A 19,678-nucleotide genomic window follows, 5' to 3' on the forward strand; every position below is an offset into this window, starting at 1 on the left:
TTGGGGGAATAATGAATCGCAGAAGGGTGATCGGCTGGGCTGTGGCCGGAATTGCGCTTGGGTTGATGTCGGTTGCGAGCGCAGAGGAGCCGCCGATCAAGATCGGTATGTCGATGCCGCAGACCGGCGGACTTGCCGGCGGCGGCAAGGCCTCGCTGCTCGGCATCGAGATCTGGCGCGACGATATCAATGCCAAGGGCGGTCTGTTGGGCCGCAAGGTTGAGCTCGTCGTCTATGACGACAAGTCGAGCGCCTCCGAAACGCCGGCGCTGTACGCAAAGCTCCTCGACGTCGACAAGGTCGATCTGCTGTTTGCGCCCTACGCAACGGTTCCGACCGCGCCCATCATGCCGCTCGTCAAGCAGCGCGGCATGCTGCTGATGGGGAATTTCTCTTTTCAGGTGAACAGCAAGGTTCACCACGACATGTGGTTCAACAATGCGCCGTGGGGTCCGGCCGACAGCTGGGCGACGGGCTTCCTGACGCTTGGTCAGAAGGCCGGCGGCAAGACGGTTGCGATCCTCTCGGCCGACCAGGAATTCGCGCAGAACATTGCCACGACCGCGCGCGACGTGGCCAAGAAGCTCAATCTGCAGGTCGTCTTCGACCAGGCCTATCCGCCGAGCACGGCCGAGTTTTCCAGCATCATTCGGGCGGTCAACGCGGCCAAGCCCGATATCGTCTTCGTCGCGTCCTATCCGCCTGACTCGGCCGGTATCCTGCGCGCCGTCAACGAGATCGGGGTCGGCGACAACGTCAAGATTCTCGGCGGTGCGATGGTCGGGCTGCAGTTTGGCGCCGTCATGGAGAACATGGGTTCGCTGCTCAATGGCGTGGTCAACTTCAACACCTGGCTGCCCGAACCGAGCATGTATTTCGATGGGACCAAGGCCTTCTTCGAGAAGTACAGCAAGCGCGCGGTTCAAGCGAAGGTCGACCCGCTCGGCTACTATCTTGCCCCTTATGGCTATGCCATGGGCCAGATGATCGAGGAGGCCGTCAACGCCACCAAGTCGCTCGACCAGAAGACGCTCGCCAAATATCTGCGCGAGAACACGCACAAGACCATCGTCGGGCCAATTACCTTTGCCGAAGACGGCGAATGGAAGGAGAGCGCAACGCTGGAAGCCCAGTTCCGGGGCGTCAAGGACAAGAACATGGATCAGTTCCGATCTGCCGGCAAACAGGTGATCCTGTTCCCGGATCGGCTGAAAACCGGTGACCTGATCACCCCCTTCGAGGACGCTCGCAATAAATAAGTAGCTATCGAGCCCGAGCGGACGGGCTTCGCGAGAGGCCGAGGAGGGTGGTCTAAGTGTTCTCGATCGATTTGCTGCGCGACGCGGTCGTGCTCGGCGTGCTGCTGGGCTGCTTCTATGCAGCCGTCAGCATCGGGCTGTCGATTTCGTTCGGCCTGCTCGACGTGCCGCATGTGGCTCATCCGGCCTTCCTGGTGCTGGCATCGTATGGCGTCTATCTGCTCAACGACAGCTACGACATCGATCCACTGCTCGCGGGACTCCTGCTCACGCCCCTGTTCTTCCTGCTCGGGCTTGTCACCTACCGCCTCTATCACGAGACCTTCGAGAAGCGCGGCAGCGACGCCGCAGTGCGCGGCATCGCGTTTTTTTTCGGCGTCGCCTTCATCATCGAGGTGCTGATCATCCTGCAATTCGGGGTCGATCAGCGCTCGGTTACCGCATCCTATATCGGCAAGGCCTGGCGCTTCGGCGATCTTCGCATACCGATCCGGCAGCTCGTCGCGTTTGCAGTCGCAATCGGCCTGACCGTGCTGCTGGCGGCGTACCTGTCGAAGACGTTCATGGGCCGCGCCATCCGTGCCGTAGCACAGGACGAGGAGGGGCTGCGGCTGATGGGGGCCAACCCGGTCAGGATCAAGCAAGTCGCGTTCGGTATTGCGACGGCGGTGCTGGGTATCGCCGGTGCGCTCCTGATCATCGTCGCTCCCGTCGAGCCGACGCTCGATCGCGTTTATATCGGGCGCACCTTCTGCGTGGTCGTCATGGCCGGGCTCGGCAGTATCTCCGGCACGCTGATCGCCTCCATCATTCTCGGCGTTGCCGAGTCCATCGTGCTGACCATGTTCGGGGCGTCCTGGGCGCCGGCGATTTCATTTGCGCTGTTGCTCGGCGTTCTGGCCGTGCGGCCGCAAGGCCTGCTTGGCAGGTGATCCATGCAACGTAGCTCCATCGTATTTTGGACGGGGGCGCTCCTGTTCCTGGCCGTCGTCTTCGCGATGACGCAACTTTTGCGCAACGAGTATCCGTTCTTTGCCGGCTATGTGATCCTGCAATTCGTGGTGCTTTCGGTCGCCTGGACCATCCTCGGCGGCTATGCCGGATACGTCAATTTCGGCACCAACGCCTTCTTCGGTGTCGGAGTCTATACGGCCGTGCTCCTGGTCCAGGCGTACAAGGCCCCGCTGGGCGTGCAGATTGCTGCCGCCGCGGTGGTCGGGAGCCTGCTTGGTCTCGGCGTCGGCCTGTTGACCCTGCGGATGCGCGGCATCTTCTTTTCCATAGCGACAATCGCGCTCGCGATCGTCATCGAGACCACCGTCACCAACTGGCGCTTTGTCGGCGGCGCGGCCGGCATTCAGCTGCAGCGGCCGCCGGTGACGGCGCCGTTCGACAGCTATGTAAAGATGCTGTTCTTCGTGCAGGCGCTCCTGGTCGTGCTGGCCGTTGCAATCACGCGCTTCATCCAGAACTCCCGCATCGGCCGCGGGCTGCATGCGCTGCGCGACGATGAACTCGCTGCCGAATGTACCGGTGTGCCGACCCTGCGGCTGAAGCTTCTCGCCTGCGTGATCTCGGGCGCGCTGATTTCCGCGGGTGGAGCGCCGGCTGCGATGTATGTGCAGTATGCCAATCCGGACTCGGCGTTCAATCTGAACTACTCGGTTTCGGTGCTGGCGATGTCGCTGATTGGCGGCACCTCGCATTGGATCGGACCGATTTTGGGCGCGGTCCTGCTCGGTACGACGCAGCAATTTCTGACGGTGACGATCTCCTCCGAAATCAATGTGCTCGTGCTCGGGGTCATGCTGGTGGTGTTCGTGGTGGCCGCGCCGAAAGGGATCATCGGCCTCTTCGGCAAGTCGTTCCGATCAGGAGGTCGCGCATGACGACGCCGGCCGCTCCCCGGGAACCACTGCTGCGCATCGAAGCGCTGACCAAGAACTTTGGTGGCTTTATCGCGCTCGACAACATCAATGTCGACATCGCCAAGGGTGAGCGCTTTGGCCTGATCGGGCCGAATGGTTCAGGCAAGACCACCCTGGTCAATTGCATTTCCGGCGCGCTGCGGCCGAACAAGGGCAACGTGGTGTTTGCAGGCGCCGACATCACGTTGTTGCCGCCGAACCGGAGGTCGCACCGTGGCATCGCTCGCAGCTTCCAGATTCCACGGCCGTTCCGCAGCATGACTGTGCTGGAAAACCTGATGGTGGCGCTCGATTTCGCAGGCAATCGCGAGCTCCTGGAGACGGAGGCGCATCGCCGGGATGCTGCGATGTCGATCCTGAGCCGGATCGGGCTTACCACAAGGGCAACCGTCCCGACCGCGGTCCTGACCCAGGTTGAATTGCGCAAAATGGAGCTGGCACGCGCGCTCGCGACAGGCCCGAAGCTTTTGATTTCGGATGAGGCGATGGCCGGGCTCTCGACGTCCGAGGTCGACGAGGTGCTGGATCTCCTCATGAGCCTCGGCGGCGAGGACATCGCCATCATCATGATCGAGCATATCATGCAGGCGGTGATGCGGTTCTCGCAGCGCGTGATGTGCCTCGATGCCGGCCGCATTATTGCGATCGGCGCGCCGTCGGAGGTGATGGCGAATGCACGTGTCCAGGAGGCTTATCTTGGCACTTAGCCTCTCGATCGAAGGGCTGGACGCGGGCTACGGCGCCGTGAAGGCGCTGCGCGGGGTCAACGTGCATGTCGAGGGCGGCCAGACCGTTGCGTTGCTCGGCACCAATGGCAACGGCAAGAGCACCCTGATGAAGTGCATCATGGGGCTGGTGCGCCCGTCGCGCGGCCGCCTGTCGCTGACCATCGAGGGCAAGGCGCACGACCTGACGAAACTCTCGCCCGAGGACATCGTCGATCTCGGCGTGGCACTGGTGCCGGAGGGACGGCGGCTGTTTCCCAAGCTCACGGTCGAGGAAAACCTGATGCTCGGCGCCTTCCGTAAGGTCGCGCGCCGTGCCATCCATCGCAATCTGACGCAGGCCTTCGACACCTTTCCGGTGCTGAAGGAGCGCAGGACCCAGCTTGCCGGCACCATGTCGGGCGGCCAGCAGCAGATGCTGGCCATCGCGCGTGCGCTGATGTCCTCGCCGCGACTTCTCCTGGTCGACGAGCCCTCGGTCGGGCTGTCGCCGCTCCTGGTGTCGCAGACGATTGCCAAGATCGGCGAGCTCAAGCAAAGTTTCGGGCTGACGGTCCTGATGGCGGAGCAGAATTTCAACCAGGCGATCCGCATTGCTGACCGTGGCTACATCATCGTCCATGGCGAGATTGCCGTTGCTGCCGGCTCGGTTGACGAGCTGAAGGCCAACGACATCGTGAAGCGGCTTTATCTCGGCGGCACGGCCTGAACGCGAGCAGATTCAGCGTTCAGCTGAATGGCAGCTTGAGATCGCGTGTCTCGAAATTGAAGCGGTCGCGCAGGTTTTTGCGCTGCTCCAGAATGTCCTTCAGGAAGGCGCGGTCGGTGTCGCTTGCCATCATCGGCTCGATTAGGTCGAGCTGGTTCATCGCGACGAGCTGCAGGATCTCGGTGCGAGGCCTGCCGCTGGCGTCGCGCGGCAAGGCATGTACGACCTGAATATGTTCGGGCGGTTTGGGGCCCTTCGCAGCGGCAAGCTCGTTGCGCAGCTTTGCTTCCAGCGTGGTGCGGTCTGCTTCGACGAAGGCATACAGGCCAACGCCCGTGCGCCGGTCCGCGAAAGCGACAATTGCGGTATCGCGCACTTCAGGATTCTTGCGGATCAGCTCGGCGAGAACAGGCGCGTCATTGACCAGCCGGCGGCCGCCCCCTTCGCGGTCAGTGAAATTGAAGAGCCCGCGGGTGATCGCGCGATAGAGCTTCTTGCCGGTCGCAAGCCAGAGATTGGCGAACACCGATTTGCGGGCGAGGATCTGCTTCTCCCGCGGCGTCAGTGCATGAGGCGCGTAGCTGCGCTTGTGCTTGAGCAGATGGCGCAGGTCCTCATAGGCCGCGATGCGAAACAGCTGGCCGCGAGTACGGAAGCAGGCGGCAAGCTGGAAGTCGGTGACATAGGCGCGTCCGTCGCGCCCCCTCAGCCAGTTCTGCTCCTTCGCCAGATCGTTGTGGCAGATGCCGGCACGGTGCAGCCGATGCAGGGCGGCCTTGGCGGATTTGAAGTAATCGATATCGCCATAGGGTTTTGCAAGATGCAGCGCGACGCCGTCGATGAAGCCGCGCACCAGCGCACGACGGCCAGCCCATAGCAGTTCCGGCCCGACATCAAGACCCCTGGCGCGGGTCAGCGCCTTGCGCTCGCGCGCGAACAAGTGCCGCGCAAGCAGGAAGGACCACCAGGGCACCTGGTCGAGCCGGCGCAGCACGGCATCGCATTCGCCCGCGTCGCTGCGGAAGCGGCCGCGTTCGACCGTCGAAAACACATCGCGCTTGAGCAGCACGCCCTCGATCCAGCGCGTCGACAGCACTGCAGCGTCGTCCTTTGGCAGGCTCATGGCTTAGGCGGCCACAGGGATTTGCAGATGGCCGGCGATCCAGCGATCGAGATCGGCCAGCGCCCGGGCGCTGATCGCCTGCTTTTTCGCAACAGTCTTCTCGTTGCCGCGCAGCCGCGTGCCGTCCGGCTTCTTGGTCGGCGCCGTCGCGAGTGGCGGGAAGAGTCCAAAATTGATGTTCATCGGCTGGAACGAGCGCGAGCCCGGCTCTATGGTCTCGATATGGCCGCCCGTGATATGGCCGAGCAGCGCGCCCAGCGCCGTGGTCGCCGGCGGCGCAGCCAGCGTTTGTCCGCGCGCATCGGCCGCGGCATAAAGGCCAGCGATCAGGCCGATGCTTGCAGATTCGACATAGCCTTCACAGCCCGTCATCTGGCCGGCGAAGCGCAGCCGCTTCTGGGCACGCAACCGCAACTGGCCGTCGAGCAGCTTTGGCGAGTTCAGGAAGGTGTTGCGATGCAGTCCGCCAAGGCGGGCGAACTCGGCGTTTTCGAGCCCGGGGATGGTGCGGAAGATGCGCTGTTGGGCGCCATATTTCAGCTTGGTCTGGAATCCGACCATGTTGTAGAGGGTGCCGAGCTTGTTGTCCTGGCGCAGCTGTACGATCGCGTAGGGCTTTACGGTCGGATTGTGTGGGTTGGTGAGACCGATCGGCTTCATCGGCCCGTAGCGCAGCGTTTCGCGGCCGCGGCTCGCCATCACCTCGATCGGCAGGCAGCCGTCGAAATAGGGCGTATTGGCCTCCCACTCGTGGAATTCGGTCTTTTCACCCGCAAGCAGCGCATCGACGAAGACACCATATTGCTCTTCCGTCATCGGGCAGTTGATGTAGTCGGCGCCGCTGCCGCCGGGGCCGGCCTTGTCATAGCGCGACTGGAACCAGGCCACCGACATGTCGATCGTGTCCTTGTGCACGATCGGGGCAATGGCATCGAAGAAAGCCAGCGCATCCTCGTCCGTCAACTTGCGAACGGCATCTGAGAGTGCAGCCGAGGTGAGGGGGCCGGTCGCGACAATGACATTGGCCCAGTCGGCAGGCGGCAGGTCGGCGACCTCGCCACGGGAAATCTCGATTCGCGGATGCTCCTGTAGCGCCTTGGTCACGGCGGCGGAAAAGCCCTCGCGGTCGACGGCGAGCGCCCCGCCCGCCGGAACCTGGTTGGCGTCGGCTGCGCGCATGATCAGCGAACCGAGCTTGCGCATCTCGGCGTGGAGCAGACCTACGGCATTGTTGGCGGCGTCATCGGAGCGGAACGAGTTGGAGCAGACGAGTTCGGCAAGACCGTCGGTGCGGTGCGCCTCGGTCGTGCGGGTCGGGCGCATTTCATGCAGAATCACGCGAACACCGCGCTCGGCGACCTGCCAAGCGGCCTCGGAGCCGGCGAGGCCCGCGCCAATGATATGGACGGTTTGGAAGTTGGGGAGGGTCCCAGTCATGGCGCGCAGCGTTAGCGCGTTTTCATTCCGAACGCATCAACGGAAAAGCGGATCGGAAGCGAGATACCCAGATACGACAACGCCCGCACGAAGCGGGCGTTATCCGTGTCCTATTTAGACGGCGAGAACCTGTCAGCCGTTGTAGTTGCCGGCGGCGACGCGCGGAATGTCCGAGCGGTCCAAACCGATATCGGCGAGCTCACGGTCGCTGAGCGACGAGAGTTCGGCAACGTTACGCTGATACTCCCGGAACGCCTGGATCATACGGATGAGCGAGAGCAACATGGTAGTCTCCTTGCAGTTCGATTCAGCCCTTGGAGGAAGGCTTCATCGTTGAAATGAATATAGATGAGAGTTCCTTGTGTAGTAGCGCTTATGTTGCGGTGCAGCTAATCCAAAAACGCATGCCGCTGGTAAATCTCGGTTAAGTTTTTGGCGCGGTGCACAATCGCCATTCCTACTAAAGCGGAACTAGTGAAAAAACCACGTAAATTCACCAAATTACCGCACCTGCACAATATCTCGCGATCGCCTGTATTTGGATACTCGTCCAGGATGCGCGAGTAACCAATTCGGCCTCCCTTTGGGCTATCCTCAGACAGGGCCTGTGCGAATCGCATAACTCGATAATATAGAAGTGAACATTGGATCACTATTGTTTGACCCAAAGGTTTAGCGGTCTAGATCATTGCTTAAGAAGATCGCAGAGAACCGGCCGGATCAGGCAAAGGGCAGCTAAACGCAGGGGGCCCCCGACAGCGCAGTACCATTCGCTTGGTCGACCGGCGCTCGCACAGGGATCGGGGCAAGCTGTACCCAAGTGCGTGCTCCGGCGAAGTGCAGCCGCTTTTGCGGGTGCACCAGGGCGACGGGCCGAGCAATTGGCCTTCGCGTTGACGGTGCGGGGCGTTCTCGACTGAGATCTGATGCAAAGCAATTGTTGTTTGCATAAGGCTCTGCGGCGCACGCTGATCACATTTTTATCGCGGGAAATTCATTCCCTGAGTTTTTCACAGCCCTGCAAAATCATTTTGCAGATTCCGGCAATGCCGCCGGCTCTGTTTTAAAAAAATAGGAAAGAAACAATGGTCAAAAAGTTACTGGGGGCAGCCGCCATGGCTGCAATCGCCCTTGCAATGGTTCCAGCCCAGGCTGCGAAGATGGGTATGGGGTGCAGCGGGGCGAACCTTGGGAAGACCGAGTCCGCGATCGAAACCATGGCCGACGGCGACGGCAAGTGGGCCGCCGTGAAGGAAATGGCCGCCGCTCAGGACTCCATGCTCAACAACAAGTGGGGTGCCTGTAGCGAACATCTCAGCAAGGCCATGCACGATACGATGGCAAAGTAAGCTTTGCCGAAACGGGGCCGGTTGCGTAGCGATCGGCCCAACGGCCCTCAGGGTTGTCGCTATGGCGCATGCGCAAGCTGGGTGGCGAAATAGGCGATCGTCCGCGCATAGACGTCGCTCTTGTTCCACTGTTGCAGTGCCGCGAAATTCGGGCTCCCGGGCTCCCAATCCTTGCCGCGCTGCCAGCCATGTCCGACGAGATAATTCGCGGTTGAAGCCAACACATCAGGCGCGTTGTGCAGAAGATCGCGTTTTCCATTGCGATCGAAATCGACAGCGAATTTGATCCACGATGAGGGCATGAACTGCGTCTGGCCGATTTCCCCGGCCCAGGCGCCACGCATCTCGTTCGGCGCAAGATCCCCGCGCTCGACGATTCGCAGCGCGTCCATCAATTCGGAGCGAAACTCATCCCCGCGCCGGCAATCATAGGCCAGCGTCGCCAGCGAGCGGATAGTTGGGAACTTGCCGGTGTTGACGCCGAAATCGGTCTCGAGTCCCCAGATCGCCACCAGCACTTCGCCGGGCACGCCATACTGCTCCTCGATCCGCGACAGCACCGAGCCGTATTGTTTCATCATGTTGGAGCCGCGGGTGAGCCGCGGCGGAACCATGCGGCCGGAAAACTCCTCAAAACTCTGGCTGAACACTTTCTGGGAGCGGTCGCGCGACACCACCGACTGATCGAGCGTGACGCCGCTGAGGCCGGTATTGATGGCGGCCTGGGAAATTCCCTTGCTCGCGGCGTCGGTCTTGAAGTCGGACAACCAGGCGTCGAAGCTGCCGTTGCCACAAGTAGCCGCCAGCGCCGCACTTCCGGGCAGGACCAGCGCTGCGGCCATGGTCAGGATTGTCAGGGACCGACGAGGGGTCATCAGGAAATCCGCTCCCGATTCAGATTCGCACAAATATTACCGGTGCGGTGGAATGTTGGAGTGAACCGCGGCCAAAACAAGGCTTTTATGCATGCTTACGCTGCTCGAAGGATGAGCAACAGCGATGAATATGAACGGGCTGCCGGAGCAGCCGCCGGTCGTGCAGGGACCGGCGGCCGCTCCGGATTCATCACTGATTGTCGCGGCGCTTCCACGGGAACAGGTTGGCCGGGAAATCCGCAGCGGGCTTGCGCTGATGTGTCGGCGGCGGCAGCGGACGCGCATTCGGATCGATCTCGACCGCCTTGCGATAGAGATGCCAGGTCGCATGTCCAAGCAGCGGGATCACGACCGCAAGGCCGAGGAAGCAGGGGATCGAGCCGGCCAGCAAGAGCAGCGCGACCATCAGGCCCCAGCCCGCGACCGCGACCGGGTTCTTGGCGGTGACGCGCAGCGAGGTGACCATGCCTTCGCCCGCACTGGCATGACGGTCCAGCATGAGGGGGAACGCCACGACGCTGATGCAGAGCGCCACCAGCGCGAACAGGAACCCGACGCCGCAGCCGATGACGATCAGCGACCAGCCTTGTGGTGTGGTCAGCACGCGCCTGACGAAATCGGACACCCCGGTGACGCCCTCGTAGCCGAAGGTTGCAATATAGATTGCCTGCGCGGTCGCAACCCAGGTCACGAACCAGGCGAGCAGCAGCGTCCCGAGCCCAAGCATCGCCCCGAAGGAGGGCGAGCGCACCACATCGAAGGCGTCCCAGGCGGAAGCTTCTTCGCCGAGCTCGCGGCGCCGGCTCAATTCGTACAGCGGCACAGCAGCGAACGGACCGAGCAGGGCGAAACCTGCTGCCAGCGGGAACATCAGCGGCAGCACCGAGTAGCCGAGCACCGCGCGTGCCAACACCAGGCCCAGCACCGGATAGATCATGCAGAGGAAAATGGCGTGGCTCGGCACCGCCTTGAAATCCTCCCAGCCTTCCCGCAACGCCTGGTGCAGGTCGGACAGGCTCATGGACTTAACGATGGGGCCGGTCGCCCTGTCCTGTGCAGCGCCGGCCGGTGAAGAGACATTGCCCTGGTATAACGTGGCCATGATCGTCAGCTCCCTTGCCACGGCGGTCTCAATGCGGGTCGCAGCGAACGACGTTCGCGGCCGCCGTTGGAACGATCGCGATTCTGGCCAGACGCGAACCGGAGCCGGCCAGTCGCGAACTCGAACGAAAACAATACTCCCAAACGCGCAAGTTGTAGCTCAAGGCTCGGTGAAAATTTTTTCTTTGCCGCAACGCAATGTCGCCGCGTCATTCCGCCGTCATTTTGCCTCGGGTAAGCTCGAATCCGCCGATTGAGTGCACAATTGGCAGAAGAGATCAGGGGAGATAGATTCCCCCAAGCGAAGTTCGCGAAGCCGTCTGGACGCGTCATGGTGGAGCGAGTCGAGAGCTGGTTGCGAACCGTCAATGAGCCGTTCAAGTAGTCTTTTCCCACAGGGAGCACACGATGAGCATTTTTGGAAGGATCATGGGCGCGGTCTTCGGCAGTCACGCATCTGCCGCTACGCCGGCCGCGCCGACGGGTGGTGGCACCAGCGGCGGCGGCGCACCTGCGAGTTCTGCCCCGGCTGCGCGGACGGCTGCCCCTGCTGCAGCGCCGATTGCCCCGCCGCAAAGCGTCGATGTTGCCGCAATCATGGACAAGGCTGTCGCCGCTCATCATGAGAAACTCGAATGGCGCACCTCTATCGTCGACATGATGAAGGCGCTCGATATCGACTCCAGCCTCGCCGCGCGCAAGGAACTGGCCAAGGAGCTTGGCTACACCGGCGACACCAATGACTCCGCCAGCATGAATGTCTGGCTGCACAAGCAGATGATGGCCCAGCTTGCGGCCCATGGCGGCAAGTTGCCGCCGGAGATCAAGCACTAGGATCAGTTTGCGAAACGGCGAGGCCCGCGCACCTGAGGCGCGGGTCTTTTCGTATCCGGATCGGTTTATGCGATCAGATCCCCGTATTCCGGGTGCTTCTGCAAATAGTCCACCACGAAGCCGCATCCGGCGATGACCTTGTGGCGATCGGCGCGGATCAGCTCCAGCGCTCCCTTCACGAGTTCCGAGGCGATGCCGCGCCCGCGCAGGGCGCGCGGCGTCTCGGTGTGCGTGATGATCACCGCCGACGGAGTCATGCGGTATTTGGCGAAGGCAATTCCGCCCTCGACATCGAGCTCGAAACGGCTTTGGGCCTTGTTGTCGCGGACGGTGGCCATGATCTCCGGGCTTCTTCACGAGCAATGCTATAAGCGATCTAGGCCGATGAACCCGGCCTTGCAACGTCGCGACCAAGCGGGAATGGCGCTGGGAGATATCAGGCAGATGCATAGGTCTACCGTTCTCCGGCAATTGCGGTCGTGCGCGCTCGAGCTTGTAATAAGTCGCGGCTAGATGCCTGCTGACCTCGAGCCCGAAGCGGTGTCGCGCTGCATCGTTAACGACCGTGTCGCTCATATCGTCCCGATCTCCAGTGACCTGTTGCGGTGCGCAACACAAAATGGCTGCGGCAGGGCTTGCAAGTGCCGCGGCGGTTCCCAAGTCCAAGTACAAAGGCACACGCCTTGAAAGATGCGGCCGGATCGGTCGCCCGATAATCGACATGTCATGCTGTCCGGCCGCTGACGTATGCCTCTTTTGAAGGGAGGTTTACTGTGTCGGACCTTGGTTTCCTTAAAATTCATCGCAAGTGGGAAGACTGGTGCGGCATGCTGCTCGGCGTCCTGATCGCCTTGTCGCCCTGGTTTCCCATCCAGCAAGGAGAGCTGTCCGATGCCGGACGAAGCCTGATTGTCCTCAACACCGTGACGATCGGCATTATCGTGTTCGGCCTCGCCCAGCTCGAATATGTCTCGCTGCAGCGCTGGGAGCAGGTCGCGAGCGTCATTGTGGGGCTCTGGCTGATCCTGTCGCCCTATCTCTTTGGCTACCACAGCCACGGGCTGCTCCGCTTCTATCACTCCGGCTTCGGCGCACTGGTTGTTCTGCTTTCAACCCTGCAGCTGTGGCAGGACTGGGAGCTGAGCGAGCAGGACATGCTGAAGCGCGGGCAATGACGCAAGCTGGCTGTTGAGCGTCCTGCCGGTTCTATCCGGACCGGCAGGTCTTGTCGCGATCAGGGCTCGCCCTTCTTCTTGGTATTTTTGGCATCTTGCGCATCCTTCAGGACCTGCGTCAGCAACTCGTGGACCGACCACGGCTTGCCGTCGACCGTGCCGCGGAGTCGTCGATTGTCCATTTATCTGTCGGGCGGTGAAAACAAGCGTGCGGCGTGACGGCATTATGATTCTCGAAATGGTTGCGGCCTGCTCATAGTCGAGAAACATCGCGCGCTCTGCAGCGATATTTTTCGTATCCGAGTGCCCCGGTGTCGAGCCTTGCTTTGCTGCGGTTGCACCAAGGATGTTTAGCCTGAGCACCTCCCTTGCTCGGGCTCGCCAACTCGCGATAAACAGGGCCGGACCGCCGTCGTTTTTCAACGCGGGTGCATCCAAGCGCTCAGTGCAAGAGGAAACCTCCATGAAGCTTGTGCTGACCCTGCTTGGTGTCGTGCTCCTGATCGTCGCTGCCGTCTATGTCATGGTTCCAGCGGACCAGCTGCCGGGCTTCTTCCCGGGCCATGAGGCGGGCGTAGCGCGGGTGCATCTCAAGCATGGCGTCGTCTCCGGCGTGCTGGGCCTTGTGCTGATCGCGGCCGGCGCGTGGATGGGGCGCAAATGAGCGGGAGCCTCTCAACGACGCCTCCTGCGGGCCGACAATTGCGGATGTCGCGCCGGGTGATGAACCTCGCGCATATGCTGACCCAGAATGCGCGACGGCTGCCGGCCCGGCCCGGCTTCATCTGGGCCGATAAATCCTGGACCTGGCGCGAAATCGATTCCGAGGTCTCTGCGCTTGCAGCAGCGCTTGCCGCGCGCGGCGTTGCCAAGGGCGACCGCATCCTCGTGCATTCCAAGAATTGCGAGGAGATGTTCTGGTCGATGTTTGCCGCCTTCCGCCTTGGAGCGGTCTGGGTGCCGACCAACTTCCGCTTGATGCCGGATGAAGTCGCCTATCTCGCCAGCGCATCGGGGGCGAAGGCGTTTCTGTGCCACGGTGAATTCCCGGAGCATGCGGCGGCCGTTTCCGGTCCCGAATTCGTCTGGCGGATCGGCGGCGACGGCACGTTCGGTGAGCGCAGCCTGCGCGAAGCGATCGCGGCGCACGCAGGCGGCTCGGTGTCGAACGCGGCGGTCGAGCATGACGATCCCTGCTGGTTCTTCTTCACCTCCGGCACCACCGGCCGCTCCAAGGCCGCGGTTTTGACCCACGGCCAGATGAGCTTTGTGGTCACCAACCATCTTGCCGATCTCACCCCCGGCACCACCGAGCACGACGCGTCGCTCGTGGTCGCGCCGCTGTCGCATGGCGCCGGCGTGCATCAGCTGATGCAAACCGCGCGCGGCGTGCCGACCATTCTGCTGCCGACCGAGCGCTTCGACATCGCCGAAGCCTTCCGCCTGATCGAGAGGCATCGCGTCAGCAACCTCTTTACCGTGCCGACCATTTTGAAGATGATGGTCGAGCATCCCGCCGTCGGCCAGTTCGACCATTCCTCGCTGCGCTATGTGATCTATGCCGGCGCGCCGATGTATCGCGAGGACCAGAAGGCCGCGCTGAAAAAGCTCGGCAAGGTGCTGGTGCAGTATTTTGGCCTCGGCGAGGTCACCGGCAACATCACGGTGCTGCCGACCGCGCTGCACGTCGAGGAGGATGGCCCGGATGCCCGCATCGGCAGCTGCGGCTATGAGCGCACCGGCATGCAGGTCTCGATCCAGGACGATCAGGGCCGCGAGTTGAAACCGTTCGAGACCGGCGAGATATGTGTCATCGGCCCGGCGGTGTTTGCCGGCTACTACAATAACCCTGAAGCCAATGCGAAGGCGTTTCGAGACGGCTGGTTCCGCACCGGCGATCTCGGCCATATGGACGAGGAGGGGTTCGTCTATATCACCGGCCGTGCCTCGGACATGTACATCTCCGGCGGCTCCAACATCTATCCGCGCGAAATCGAGGAGAAGATTCTCACGCACCCTGCAGTCTGCGAGGTCGCCGTGCTCGGTATCCCCGATCCGGTCTGGGGCGAGGTTGGCGTCGCCGTCTGCGTGGCGCGCGAGGGCTCCGCAGCATTGAGCGAGGCGGAGATGGCGGCGTTCCTGGGCCCGAAGGTGCCGCGCTACAAGATGCCAAAGCGCTTCTTCTTCTGGGAGGCGCTGCCGAAATCCGGCTATGGCAAGATTCCCAAGCGCATGGTGCGTGACGAGCTCGAGGCGCGCGGACTGCTCGACATCACCAAGGCGAGCTGACGCAGGCAATGCATGCGCGAGATCAAACAGCCGGGGCCGCCGACATCCGAACGCATCCAATGGGTGGAAGCGCGCGGTCGCGGCTTCTCCTTCACGCTCGAAGCCGGCATCCCGCTTCTGGAAGCCGCGCGCCGCGGCTTTGCGGCTCAAGGTTTTGACGGCGGGGTGCTCAACATCAAGGGCGGCGCGCTGGGCCCGTTCGCCTATGTGATGCCGGCGCTGTCGAACACTGGCGAGAACGCGGCGTTCTACAGCGAGACGTTTCGGCCTGAAGGCAGCGCCTGGCTCAAGCAGGCGACCATGACGCTCGGCGAGCGCGACGGCGCGCCGTTCTTCCATTGTCACGGGCTGTGGCTCGAAGCCCATTGCCGGGTCAATGGCGGCCATATCCTGCCCGAGGAGACCATGGTCGCCGAGCCGTTCGAGGTGGCGGCGTTCGGCATCGATGGCGCCACGTTCAAGGCCGAGCCCGACCCCGAGACCAATTTCAAGCTGTTCGGGCCGGTCAAGAGCGAGGCGAGGGGCGCCGAGACGACCTCCCGTGCCTTCGCGCTGCGCCTGCGCCCCAACCAGGATTTTGCGCACGGCCTGGAGGCCTTCTGCCGCGACCGCGGGATCACGCACGCGAAAATTCGCGGCGGGGTGGGCTCGACCATCGGTGCGCGCTTCACGGATGGCCGCATCGTCGACCCCTTTGCGACCGAGCTGACGATCACCGCAGGCCACGTTGGGCCCGGCGCCGGAGGCGCGCCGCAAGCGGAGCTGGATATTGCGCTGGTCGATTACACCGGCGGCCTTGCCGAGGGCAGCCTCGTCCGTGGCGACAATCCGGTGCTGATGACGATGGAGCTGGTGCTGGAGGTTCTGGCCTGAATCCAGCTCCATACGCGAGTCTCGCCTCAGCACGAATGTTCTTGTTGCGTTCCATAAGATGTGCCACAACCTAAGCGGAGCATGTCTGCACTCAGGTAGTGGGGCCGAAGGTTCATGCGTTCGAGGAAGAAGCGCGACATTGATTTGCCCGCGCCCTATCTGAAGCGGCTCTGGCTCGATCCCGCCTCGGTCCCGGATCCCGATGCCTATCCGTTCTGCCTTCCCTTTCTTCACGATGATTTCGAGCTTCGCTTCGAGCGTGCCATCACCATCATTGTCGGCGAGAACGGCACGGGGAAATCGACGCTGCTGGAGGGCATCGGGGCGCTCGCCGGCTACGACGGCGCGGGCGGCGGAAAGGGGTACAGGCCGGTCGACCATTCCGATGCGATTGAGGTGACGGGCGGTGACCTGGCGCAGGCGCTTCGCGCAAGCTGGCTGCCGAAGATCACCAAGGGATGGTTCTTCCGCGCCGAAACGTTTTTCTCGGTCGCGAGATATCTCGATGCGGTCGGATCGAACAGCGCCGATTTTCTCTCGCATTCCCACGGCGAGGGCTTCTTGCGTTTCTTCAATGAGCGCTGCCAGCGCCAGGGCATCTACATTTTCGACGAGCCGGAATCCGCCTTGTCGCCGTCCCGGCAGATGGAATTCCTCAAGCTGATGCGGCGCATGGAAGAGTCCGGCTATTGCCAGTTGATCATGGCCACGCATTCGCCGATCCTGATGGCCTATCCAAACGCGACATTGCTGCGGCTGTCGAAATACGGACTTGAGCCGGTGCGCGTGCAGGACACCGACCACTTCAAGTCGATGCGTGAGTTTTGCCAGGACCCAACCGGCTTTGTCGAAGCGACGCTCGCCGAGTGAACAAGCTGCCTCGCTGATCAGGATTGCAAGCCCATGGCCTGGATGCCGAAAAGGCGCGAGATCAGGATGCCGGCGCCGTATCTCAAGCGGATCTGGCTCGATCCCGCGCGCATTCCTGACCCGGATGCCTATCCGTTCTGTCTTCCCTTTCTCGCCGGTGATTTCGAGCTGCACTTCGAGCGTGCCATCACGATCATCGTCGGTGAGAACGGGACGGGGAAGTCGACGCTGCTCGAAGGGATCGCAGCACTTGCCGGCTATGATGAAGCCGGCGGCGGCAAGGGCTATATGCCGGTCGACCATACCCAAGCGATCGAGGTCATGGGCGGCGGATTATCGAAGGCGTTACGCGCGAGCTGGTTGCCGAAGATCACCAATGGCTGGTTCTTCCGCGCGGAGAGTTTCTTCTCGGTCGCGCGCTACCTTGATAAGGCCGCGCTCGACGATCCATTCGGAGGACCACCGCCGGATTTTCTCTCGCACTCCCACGGCGAAGGGTTTCTCCGCTTCTTCAACGAACGCTGCCAGCGGCAAGGGATCTTCATCTTCGACGAGCCGGAGTCGGCACTGTCGCCGTCGCGGCAGATCGAGTTCCTCAAGCTGCTGCGGCGGATGGACGATATCGGCCATTGCCAGGTCATCATGGCGACGCACTCGCCGATGCTGATGGCCTATCCGGGTGCGATCCTGCTGCGCCTGACGAAGCATGGCTTCGAGCCGACCACGCTGAAGCAGACCGATCACTACAGGGCGATGCGCGAGTTCTTCGAGGACCCCGACGCGTTTGTCGAGGCGGCGCTGGCGAGGTGAGTGCGAGCGCCGAGTCCCATCGTCGTCCCGGCGTTCCGGAACGGCGGCGTTGAGGGGGCTGATTCAAATTTCAAACATCTTTACCTGCCATTGCGAGCGTGAGCGAAGCAATCCAGAGCCACGCGCGCGGCTCTGGATTGCTTTGTCGCGTTGCTCCTCGCAATGACGGATGAGAGGCATGACTCCGCAACCCCGCGGTGCAATTCGCGCCCGGGCCTTGGTTTCGTCTCACCCCTCGGAAAATCGAGGGCGCAGGGAAGGCCGGGTGGCCGCATGCACCCGGGGCTCCCGCGCAAAGAAAAATTTGCGCGAGCGCGAAAACCACAGGTACAGGCGGTGACAACCGGCCTTCCCCGCGCAGTGGTTTTACGGCTTATACGTGATCTCCTCGGTGAACCAATGCTCGTTTGCCACCGTCGTCAGCGTGATGCGTAAGCATCGTCGCCAACTTGACGCCAGCGTCGGGGCGTCAGGACCACACGATTTCGCCGTCCGCCTCCGTGCCGTTCGTCTTCGGCACATCCGCGTCCACCGCATCGCCGGCCCAACGTATGTGACGTTCGCGATACGCCCCTCTCTTCGGGCCGGGACCATCAACAGCTAGCATGGATTCCGAAAAAGAGAAACATGAATATTTTTCCTGCCGGTCCTGGACAATTCAGGCGCGATGAAGATCGCTGTATCGAGCCGATTTGCCCGTCGTGCAGCGAAAAGTCCATTACCGGCAAGGAACGGTCGCCTACGCTTGCGCCTTCGCCGGCTCGGATACTCCGAGCTCCCGCGCAATATCCTCCATCCGTTCAAACATCAGGTCCGGCGTCAGCGCGCGAAGCGCTTCGCCTGAGGCAAAGCCCCAGCGCACGGCGCCGCAGGAGATGCCGGCAGCGCGGGCGGCCTCGATGTCGCGGACCTCGTCGCCGATCGAGATCACCGCTTCGGGTTTGAGGCCGGCGCGCCTGAGGACGCGGCGGAATTTTGCCGCCTTGCCGAAGATCGAGGCGCCGCAATCGAAGTGGGAGAACAGCGCGGCCAGCTCGCCGAGCTGACGGCGGGCGTTGGCCTCGCTGTCGGAGCTCACCAGTGCAAGGCGATAACCCGCATCCGAAAGCGCGCGCAACATTGCGTCGGCGCCGGGAAAAAGGGGGATATCCTGGATGTGCTGTCCCTTGAGCCGCCGCATGTGCCGCGCGATCGCCGGAAGCTTCCAGGTCGGCACCTCCAGCCGTGCCAGGATTTCACGGGAGTTCGCATGGCGCAGGCTCTCGAGATCCTCATCGGCGATGCGGCGAAAGGCAAAGCGGTCGGCGACGGCGTTCACGTGGCGTCGGAACCACGGAAAGCTGTCGGCCAGCGTGCCGTCGAGATCGAAGATGAGGAGGGAATAGGGCAAGGAAGCGGGCATGTACGGCGGGCGAACGCAGGGCACATATGGCAAAAGCACATTGCGCCTTTTGTGCGAAGGGGCGCGGAATGCACTATGCTCCCTGTTGTCCGCGTTTGTCAGGATGGCAAGGCGCCGCGCGCCGATGACTATTTGGGACTACCGAAAGCGTCAGTGAAGGAGCAAGAGGATGTCATTTTACCGAGGCATGACCTGTGAGAACGTCACCATCAGGGGTGACAAGGGAACGCCCATCACGGCTTACACGGCCAAGCCCGAGGGCGCAGGTCCGTTTCCGGGCGTCGTCCTCATCCATCATCTGCCGGGCTGGAGCGAGTTCTATATCGAGACCACGCGGCGTTTCGCCCATCACGGCTACATGGCGATCTGCGCCAATCTCTATGAGCGCGCGGGACAGGGCAATCCGGACGACGTCGCGGCGAAAGTGCGCGCCGAGGGCGGCATTGCCGACTCCCAGATGGTCGGCGACACCGAGGCGGCCGTGAAATGGATGCGTGCGCAGCCGAACCACAACGGCAAGGTCGGCCTGTTCGGCTCCTGCTCCGGCGGCCGCCACGCCTTCATCTATGCCTGCCAGAGGAAGGACGTCGATGCCTGCGCCGAGCTCTGGGGCGGCCGCGTGGTGATGGGCAAGGAGGAGCTCAACGAGAAGACGCCGACTGCGCCGATCGACATGACCAAGAACCTCTCATGTCCCCTGATCGGCATCTTCGGCAATGACGACCGCGCCCCGAGCCCCGAGCAGGTCAACCAGCACGAGGCCGAGCTGAAGAAGCACGGCAAGGTTCACGAATTCCATCGCTACGACGGCGCCGGCCACGGCTTCTTCTACTGGCACCGCCCGATCTACCGGGTCGAGCAGTGCATGGATGCCTGGGGCAAGGTTTTCGCCTTCTTCGGCAAACATCTCTCGAAGTAA

Annotated in this window: 22 protein-coding genes; 14 read left to right on the plus strand and 8 right to left on the minus strand. The window is 62.4% G+C overall.

Features of this window, described 5'->3' with window-relative positions:
- The first annotated feature begins 11 nt into the window (after positions 1-11).
- From A3AI_RS0128365 to A3AI_RS0128385, 5 genes are read left to right on the plus strand one after another with little or no spacing between them, the layout of a single operon-like run.
- Positions 12-1,259: an amino acid ABC transporter substrate-binding protein gene (locus A3AI_RS0128365; protein ID WP_036049844.1), complete on the plus strand. Its 1,248-nt coding sequence runs from the start codon at positions 12-14 to the stop codon at positions 1,257-1,259.
- A gap of 56 nt (positions 1,260-1,315) precedes the next feature.
- On the plus strand, positions 1,316-2,191 hold the full coding sequence (locus A3AI_RS0128370; protein WP_024518833.1) for a branched-chain amino acid ABC transporter permease: 876 nt from the start codon (positions 1,316-1,318) through the stop codon (positions 2,189-2,191).
- Between the two features lie 3 nt (positions 2,192-2,194).
- Positions 2,195-3,148, plus strand: a complete 954-nt coding sequence (locus A3AI_RS0128375; RefSeq protein WP_024518834.1) for a branched-chain amino acid ABC transporter permease — start codon at positions 2,195-2,197, stop codon at positions 3,146-3,148.
- Positions 3,145-3,894 (plus strand): ABC transporter ATP-binding protein, encoded by a 750-nt coding sequence (locus A3AI_RS0128380; protein WP_036049846.1) that lies wholly within the window; start codon positions 3,145-3,147, stop codon positions 3,892-3,894. Before A3AI_RS0128375 ends, A3AI_RS0128380 begins: the two co-directional genes overlap by 4 nt.
- Positions 3,884-4,621: an ABC transporter ATP-binding protein gene (locus A3AI_RS0128385; protein ID WP_024518836.1), complete on the plus strand. Its 738-nt coding sequence runs from the start codon at positions 3,884-3,886 to the stop codon at positions 4,619-4,621. The genes A3AI_RS0128380 and A3AI_RS0128385 overlap by 11 nt, the downstream gene beginning before the upstream one ends.
- A gap of 19 nt (positions 4,622-4,640) precedes the next feature.
- On the opposite strand, the gene A3AI_RS0128390 is transcribed toward A3AI_RS0128385, so the two are convergent.
- The 3 genes from A3AI_RS0128390 to A3AI_RS46460 form a co-directional block, all read right to left on the minus strand.
- On the minus strand, positions 4,641-5,744 hold the full coding sequence (locus tag A3AI_RS0128390) for a serine/threonine protein kinase (RefSeq protein ID WP_024518837.1): 1,104 nt from the start codon (positions 5,742-5,744) through the stop codon (positions 4,641-4,643).
- 3 nt (positions 5,745-5,747) lie between these two features.
- Positions 5,748-7,181, minus strand: a complete 1,434-nt coding sequence (trmFO, locus tag A3AI_RS0128395) for a methylenetetrahydrofolate--tRNA-(uracil(54)-C(5))-methyltransferase (FADH(2)-oxidizing) TrmFO (protein WP_024518838.1) — start codon at positions 7,179-7,181, stop codon at positions 5,748-5,750.
- Positions 7,182-7,313: 132 nt separating this feature from the next.
- Complete coding sequence (locus A3AI_RS46460) at positions 7,314-7,466, minus strand: DUF1127 domain-containing protein (RefSeq protein WP_084801040.1); 153 nt, start codon at positions 7,464-7,466, stop codon at positions 7,314-7,316.
- Positions 7,467-8,266: 800 nt separating this feature from the next.
- Here A3AI_RS46460 and A3AI_RS0128405 point away from each other — a divergent pair.
- Positions 8,267-8,530, plus strand: coding sequence for a hypothetical protein (locus tag A3AI_RS0128405; RefSeq protein WP_024518839.1), 264 nt, complete (start codon positions 8,267-8,269; stop codon positions 8,528-8,530).
- Positions 8,531-8,589: 59 nt separating this feature from the next.
- On the opposite strand, the gene A3AI_RS0128410 is transcribed toward A3AI_RS0128405, so the two are convergent.
- Positions 8,590-9,405, minus strand: coding sequence for a lytic murein transglycosylase (locus tag A3AI_RS0128410; protein ID WP_024518840.1), 816 nt, complete (start codon positions 9,403-9,405; stop codon positions 8,590-8,592).
- A gap of 190 nt (positions 9,406-9,595) precedes the next feature.
- Positions 9,596-10,507 (minus strand): DUF2189 domain-containing protein, encoded by a 912-nt coding sequence (locus tag A3AI_RS0128415; RefSeq protein ID WP_024518841.1) that lies wholly within the window; start codon positions 10,505-10,507, stop codon positions 9,596-9,598.
- 407 nt (positions 10,508-10,914) lie between these two features.
- On the opposite strand from A3AI_RS0128415, the gene A3AI_RS0128420 reads away from it, so the two are divergent.
- On the plus strand, positions 10,915-11,340 hold the full coding sequence (locus A3AI_RS0128420) for a DUF3597 domain-containing protein (protein WP_024518842.1): 426 nt from the start codon (positions 10,915-10,917) through the stop codon (positions 11,338-11,340).
- A 65-nt stretch (positions 11,341-11,405) separates the two neighbouring features.
- Here the strand turns inward: A3AI_RS0128420 and A3AI_RS0128425 are convergent, their stop codons facing one another.
- Positions 11,406-11,678, minus strand: a complete 273-nt coding sequence (locus tag A3AI_RS0128425) for a GNAT family N-acetyltransferase (protein WP_036049848.1) — start codon at positions 11,676-11,678, stop codon at positions 11,406-11,408.
- A gap of 435 nt (positions 11,679-12,113) precedes the next feature.
- On the opposite strand from A3AI_RS0128425, the gene A3AI_RS0128430 reads away from it, so the two are divergent.
- Positions 12,114-12,515, plus strand: a complete 402-nt coding sequence (locus A3AI_RS0128430) for an SPW repeat domain-containing protein (RefSeq protein ID WP_024518844.1) — start codon at positions 12,114-12,116, stop codon at positions 12,513-12,515.
- Between the two features lie 59 nt (positions 12,516-12,574).
- On the opposite strand, the gene A3AI_RS50015 is transcribed toward A3AI_RS0128430, so the two are convergent.
- Positions 12,575-12,697 carry a hypothetical protein gene (locus tag A3AI_RS50015; RefSeq protein ID WP_283807276.1) on the minus strand — a complete coding sequence of 41 codons (123 nt, stop codon included), beginning with the start codon at positions 12,695-12,697 and terminating at the stop codon, positions 12,575-12,577.
- Positions 12,698-12,978: 281 nt separating this feature from the next.
- Between A3AI_RS50015 and A3AI_RS0128440 the strand changes: the two genes are divergently transcribed.
- The 5 genes from A3AI_RS0128440 to A3AI_RS0128460 all read left to right on the plus strand — a co-directional run bounded on the left by A3AI_RS0128440 (position 12,979) and on the right by A3AI_RS0128460 (position 17,357).
- Positions 12,979-13,179 carry a hypothetical protein gene (locus tag A3AI_RS0128440; RefSeq protein ID WP_024518845.1) on the plus strand — a complete coding sequence of 67 codons (201 nt, stop codon included), beginning with the start codon at positions 12,979-12,981 and terminating at the stop codon, positions 13,177-13,179.
- Positions 13,176-14,804 carry an acyl-CoA synthetase gene (locus A3AI_RS0128445; RefSeq protein WP_024518846.1) on the plus strand — a complete coding sequence of 543 codons (1,629 nt, stop codon included), beginning with the start codon at positions 13,176-13,178 and terminating at the stop codon, positions 14,802-14,804. Before A3AI_RS0128440 ends, A3AI_RS0128445 begins: the two co-directional genes overlap by 4 nt.
- 12 nt (positions 14,805-14,816) lie before the next feature.
- A complete protein-coding gene (locus tag A3AI_RS0128450) occupies positions 14,817-15,677 on the plus strand; it encodes a PCC domain-containing protein (RefSeq protein ID WP_024518847.1) in 861 nt (286 codons plus the stop codon).
- A 114-nt stretch (positions 15,678-15,791) separates the two neighbouring features.
- Positions 15,792-16,547, plus strand: coding sequence for an AAA family ATPase (locus A3AI_RS0128455; RefSeq protein ID WP_024518848.1), 756 nt, complete (start codon positions 15,792-15,794; stop codon positions 16,545-16,547).
- Between the two features lie 42 nt (positions 16,548-16,589).
- Complete coding sequence (locus tag A3AI_RS0128460; protein ID WP_024518849.1) at positions 16,590-17,357, plus strand: AAA family ATPase; 768 nt, start codon at positions 16,590-16,592, stop codon at positions 17,355-17,357.
- A gap of 739 nt (positions 17,358-18,096) precedes the next feature.
- Here the strand turns inward: A3AI_RS0128460 and A3AI_RS0128465 are convergent.
- A complete protein-coding gene (locus tag A3AI_RS0128465) occupies positions 18,097-18,747 on the minus strand; it encodes an HAD-IA family hydrolase (protein ID WP_024518850.1) in 651 nt (216 codons plus the stop codon).
- 181 nt (positions 18,748-18,928) lie between these two features.
- On the opposite strand from A3AI_RS0128465, the gene A3AI_RS0128470 reads away from it, so the two are divergent.
- A complete protein-coding gene (locus A3AI_RS0128470) occupies positions 18,929-19,678 on the plus strand; it encodes a dienelactone hydrolase family protein (protein WP_036049853.1) in 750 nt (249 codons plus the stop codon).

Source organism: Bradyrhizobium sp. Tv2a-2 (assembly GCF_000472425.1).
Taxonomy (GTDB): domain Bacteria; phylum Pseudomonadota; class Alphaproteobacteria; order Rhizobiales; family Xanthobacteraceae; genus Bradyrhizobium.